Source organism: Streptomyces sp. BR123 (assembly GCF_013401435.1).
In the GTDB taxonomy this organism is placed as follows: Bacteria; Actinomycetota; Actinomycetes; order Streptomycetales; family Streptomycetaceae; genus Streptomyces.
Map to the genome: position 1 here is coordinate 1 of NZ_JACBGN010000475.1, position 3,402 is coordinate 3,402.

The following is a 3,402-nucleotide window of genomic DNA, read 5'->3' on the forward strand; positions in this document are numbered from 1 at the left end:
GGCGGGGGCGGTGGGAGCGGCAGAAGCCGGCCGGGTGTGCGACGCACTCGTCGCCGAGCTGGTGTCCGCCGGGTACGACATCCGCTCGGAGGAGCGGGAGTTCGTGCTGTACGACAGTGGTCTGTCGGTGGACGACGGATGGATCGAGGAAGGGGCGGCCGCATGAGCGGGGCGCAATGGAGCCCCTCCATTCCGGGCGGGCCGGACGATCCGGCGGAGCCGGCCGAGGAGCGGCTGCGGCGCGCGGACTCACCACCGCGGACCCTGCTGGCGGGCGCGGGACCGCAGGCGCCGTCCGCCGTGGCGTTCGACCCGGCGCTGAAGCACTTCGCCGGGGCGTACCGGCTGCTGGATCCGGCGATCGAGGACCCGGTGGTCCGCGAGGCCTGGCTGCGGGCGCGGCGCACCGCCATGGCGGTCGCCCTGCGCGCCGTACGGGAGTCCGGGTGGGCGCCGTCGCTGGTGCTCCGCGGCAGCATGCTGATGGCCCGGTGGTTCGGGCCTTCGGCGCGGGAGCCGCACGACCTGGACTTCGTCGTCGTCCCCGCTGACCGGCGGATCGAGGAGGACCGCACCGGGCGCATGCTGGACGACATCGCGGCGGCGGCCGAGCGGCTGGCCGGGGACCTGGACATGCCGGCCCGGGAGGCGGCGTCCGAGTACATCTGGACGTACGAGCGCGTCCCGGGGCGGCGGCTGGTGCTGCCCTGGTCGGCGCCGGGGCTGCCCGGCGGACAGGTGCAGCTGGACTTCGTCTTCAACGAGCCCCTGCCGGTGCCCGCCGAGCCGGTGGAGGTGGCCGGGGTGCCGCTGCTGGGGGCCACGCGGGAGCTGTCCCTGGCCTGGAAGCTGATGTGGCTGGCCGGGGACCTGTATCCGCAGGGCAAGGACCTGTACGACGCGGTCCTGCTGGCGGAGAGCCGTACCCCGTCGCGCGCGCTGGTGGAGGAGGTGTTCCGGCTGTCCGGCGAGTTCGAGGAGCAGGGGCGTACGGTGCCGTTCACGCCCGACGTGTTCGAGTCCTTCGCCCACGTCGACTGGAGCGGCTTCCGCAGGGAGTACCCGGCGCTCGACGTCGAGGAGAGCGGACTCGTGCGGCGGCTGCTGGCCGCACTGGAGCCGGTGTTCGCCCAGGACGGCCCGTGAGCGCCCGGCCGGGGCGGTGCGACCCGGCGCTCCGGCGGCCGGCCCTCGCGCCCCGGCGCGCGGCCGGCGCACCGGCTACCGCACCGGCTCCACGCGGACGGCGCAGACCTTGAACTCCGGCATGCGGGAGACGGGGTCCAGGGCCGGGTTGGTCAGGGTGTTGGCGCGGCCCTCGCCCGGCCAGTGGAACGGCATGAAAACCGTGTCGGCGCGGATGGCGTCCGTGACGCGGGCCGGGGCGACGGCGCGGCCGCGGCGGGAGGTGACGGCGAGCGGGTCGCCGTCGGCCACGCCGATCCGGGCCGCAAGGCGCGGGTGGAGCTCCACGAAGGCGCCGGGCGCGGCCGCGTTCAGCTCGTCGACGCGGCGGGTCTGGGCCCCCGACTGGTACTGGGCGACCACCCGGCCCGTGGTGAGCAGGAGCGGGTACTCGGCGTCCGGGACCTCGGCCGCCTCGCGGTGGGAGACGGGGACGAAGCGGGCGCGGCCGTCGTCGGTGGCGAAGCGGTCGAGGAAGAGCCGCGGCTGCCCCGCGGAGCCCTCGGGGCAGGGCCAGAACACGCCCTGCTCGGTCTCGATGCGGGTGTAGGAGATGCCCGAGTAGTCGGCCGGGCCGCCGGCCGAGGCACGCCGGAGCTCCTCGAAGACCTCCTCGGGGGCGGTCGGGAAGCCCTTCTCGATGCCGAGGCGGCCCGCCAGGCCGTGCAGGACCTCCAGGTCGCTGCGGACGCCCGGTGGCGGGCTCAGGGCCCGGCGGCGCAGCAGGACCCGGCCCTCCAGGTTGGTGGTGGTGCCGGTTTCCTCCGCCCACTGGGTGACCGGAAGGACCACGTCGGCGAGGGCCGCGGTCTCGGACAGGACGACGTCCGCGACGGCCAGGAAGTCCAGGGCGCGGATGCGGTCCTCGATGTGGGCGGCGCGGGGCGCCGAGACCACCGGGTTGGAGCCCATCAGGAGCAGGGCCCTGACGTCCGTGCCGAGGGCGTCGAGGAGTTCGTACGCGCTGCGCCCCGGGCCCGGGAGGGTGTCGGGGTCGACGCCCCACACCCCGGCGACGTGGGCCCGTGCGGCCGGGTCGGCCAGTTTGCGGTAGCCGGGGAGCTGGTCGGCTTTCTGGCCGTGCTCGCGGCCGCCCTGGCCGTTGCCCTGGCCGGTGAGGCAGCCGTACCCGGAGAGCGGGCGGCCGGCGCGGCCGGTGGCCAGGCACAGGTTGATCCACGCCCCGACGGTGTCGGTGCCCTTGGACTGCTGCTCGGGCCCACGGGCGGTGAGGACCATCGCGGAGGAGGGGCCGCAGAACAGCGAGATGGCCTCGCGGAGCTTCGGAACGGGGACGCCGGTGATCCGCTCGACCAGTTCCGGCCAGTGCGCCATCGCCGCCGCGCGGGCCTCCTCCCAGCCGGTGGTGCGCTCTGCGATGAACTCTTCGTCGGTGCGGCCCTCGGCGACGACCAGGTGCAGCAGGCCCAGTGCGAGGGCGAGATCCGTGCCGGGGCGGGGCGCCAGGTGCAGGTCGGCCTGTTCCGCGGTGCGGGTGCGGCGCGGGTCGACGACGATCAGGGTGCCGCCGTTGGCCTTCAGCTCGGTGAGGTAGCGCAGGGCGGGCGGCATCGTCTCGGCGAGGTTGGAGCCGACGAGGATCACGCAGCCGGTGTGCGGGATGTCCTCCAGCGGGAAGGGCAGCCCGCGGTCCAGGCCGAACGCCCGCTGGTGGGCGGCGGCAGCCGAGGACATGCAGAAGCGGCCGTTGTAGTCGATCTGCGAGGTGCGGAGGGCGACACGGGCGAACTTGCCGAGCGCGTACGCCTTCTCGTTGGTGAGCCCGCCGCCGCCGAAGACGCCGACCGCGTCCGGGCCGTGGGTGCCCCGGGTGCGGGCGAGGCCTGCGGCGACGGCGTCGAGGGCCTCCTCCCAGGTGGCCGGCTCGAGCCGGCCGGCATGGGTGCGGATGAGCGGCTCGGTCAGGCGCACCCGGGAGGAGAGCACGGCGGGGGCGGTGCGGCCCTTGCCGCACAGCGCGCCCCGGTTCACGGGGAAGTCGGCCCGCTCCTCCACCGCTGCCGGTTCCGCTCCGTCCGGCGTGGGGCGGAGCCTCATGCCGCACTGGAGCGCGCAGTACGGGCAGTGCGTGGCGGTGGCGGTGTCGGGCGTGTGCATGGAGCCAGCGTGCGGCGCCGGTGTTACGCGGGCCGCCGCCTGCCGGTTACGCCTGCTGTACGGGCACCTCAGCGCGCCCGCCGCCCCCCGGTGAGGCCC

2 protein-coding genes are annotated in these 3,402 nt (G+C 75.6%); one reads left to right on the top strand and one right to left on the bottom strand.

Going from position 1 to position 3,402, the window contains the following annotated elements; translation table 11 throughout:
* Nucleotides 1-162 precede the first annotated feature (162 nt).
* The gene (locus tag HYE82_RS35180; RefSeq protein ID WP_179178292.1) at nucleotides 163-1,146 is read left to right on the top strand and encodes a nucleotidyl transferase AbiEii/AbiGii toxin family protein; all 984 of its coding nucleotides are present in this window, start codon (nucleotides 163-165) and stop codon (nucleotides 1,144-1,146) included.
* Between the two features lie 75 nt (nucleotides 1,147-1,221).
* On the opposite strand, the gene HYE82_RS35185 is transcribed toward HYE82_RS35180, so the two are convergent.
* On the bottom strand, nucleotides 1,222-3,303 hold the full coding sequence (locus tag HYE82_RS35185; RefSeq protein ID WP_179178293.1) for a molybdopterin oxidoreductase family protein: 2,082 nt from the start codon (nucleotides 3,301-3,303) through the stop codon (nucleotides 1,222-1,224).
* Nucleotides 3,304-3,402: the final 99 nt, after the last annotated feature.

Coding starts and splice junctions, on each gene's coding strand:
- HYE82_RS35180 (WP_179178292.1), top strand. CDS start 163: ATGAGCGGGGCGCAATGGAGCCCCTCCATTCCGGGCGGGCCGGACGAT.
- HYE82_RS35185 (WP_179178293.1), bottom strand. CDS start 3,303: ATGCACACGCCCGACACCGCCACCGCCACGCACTGCCCGTACTGCGCG.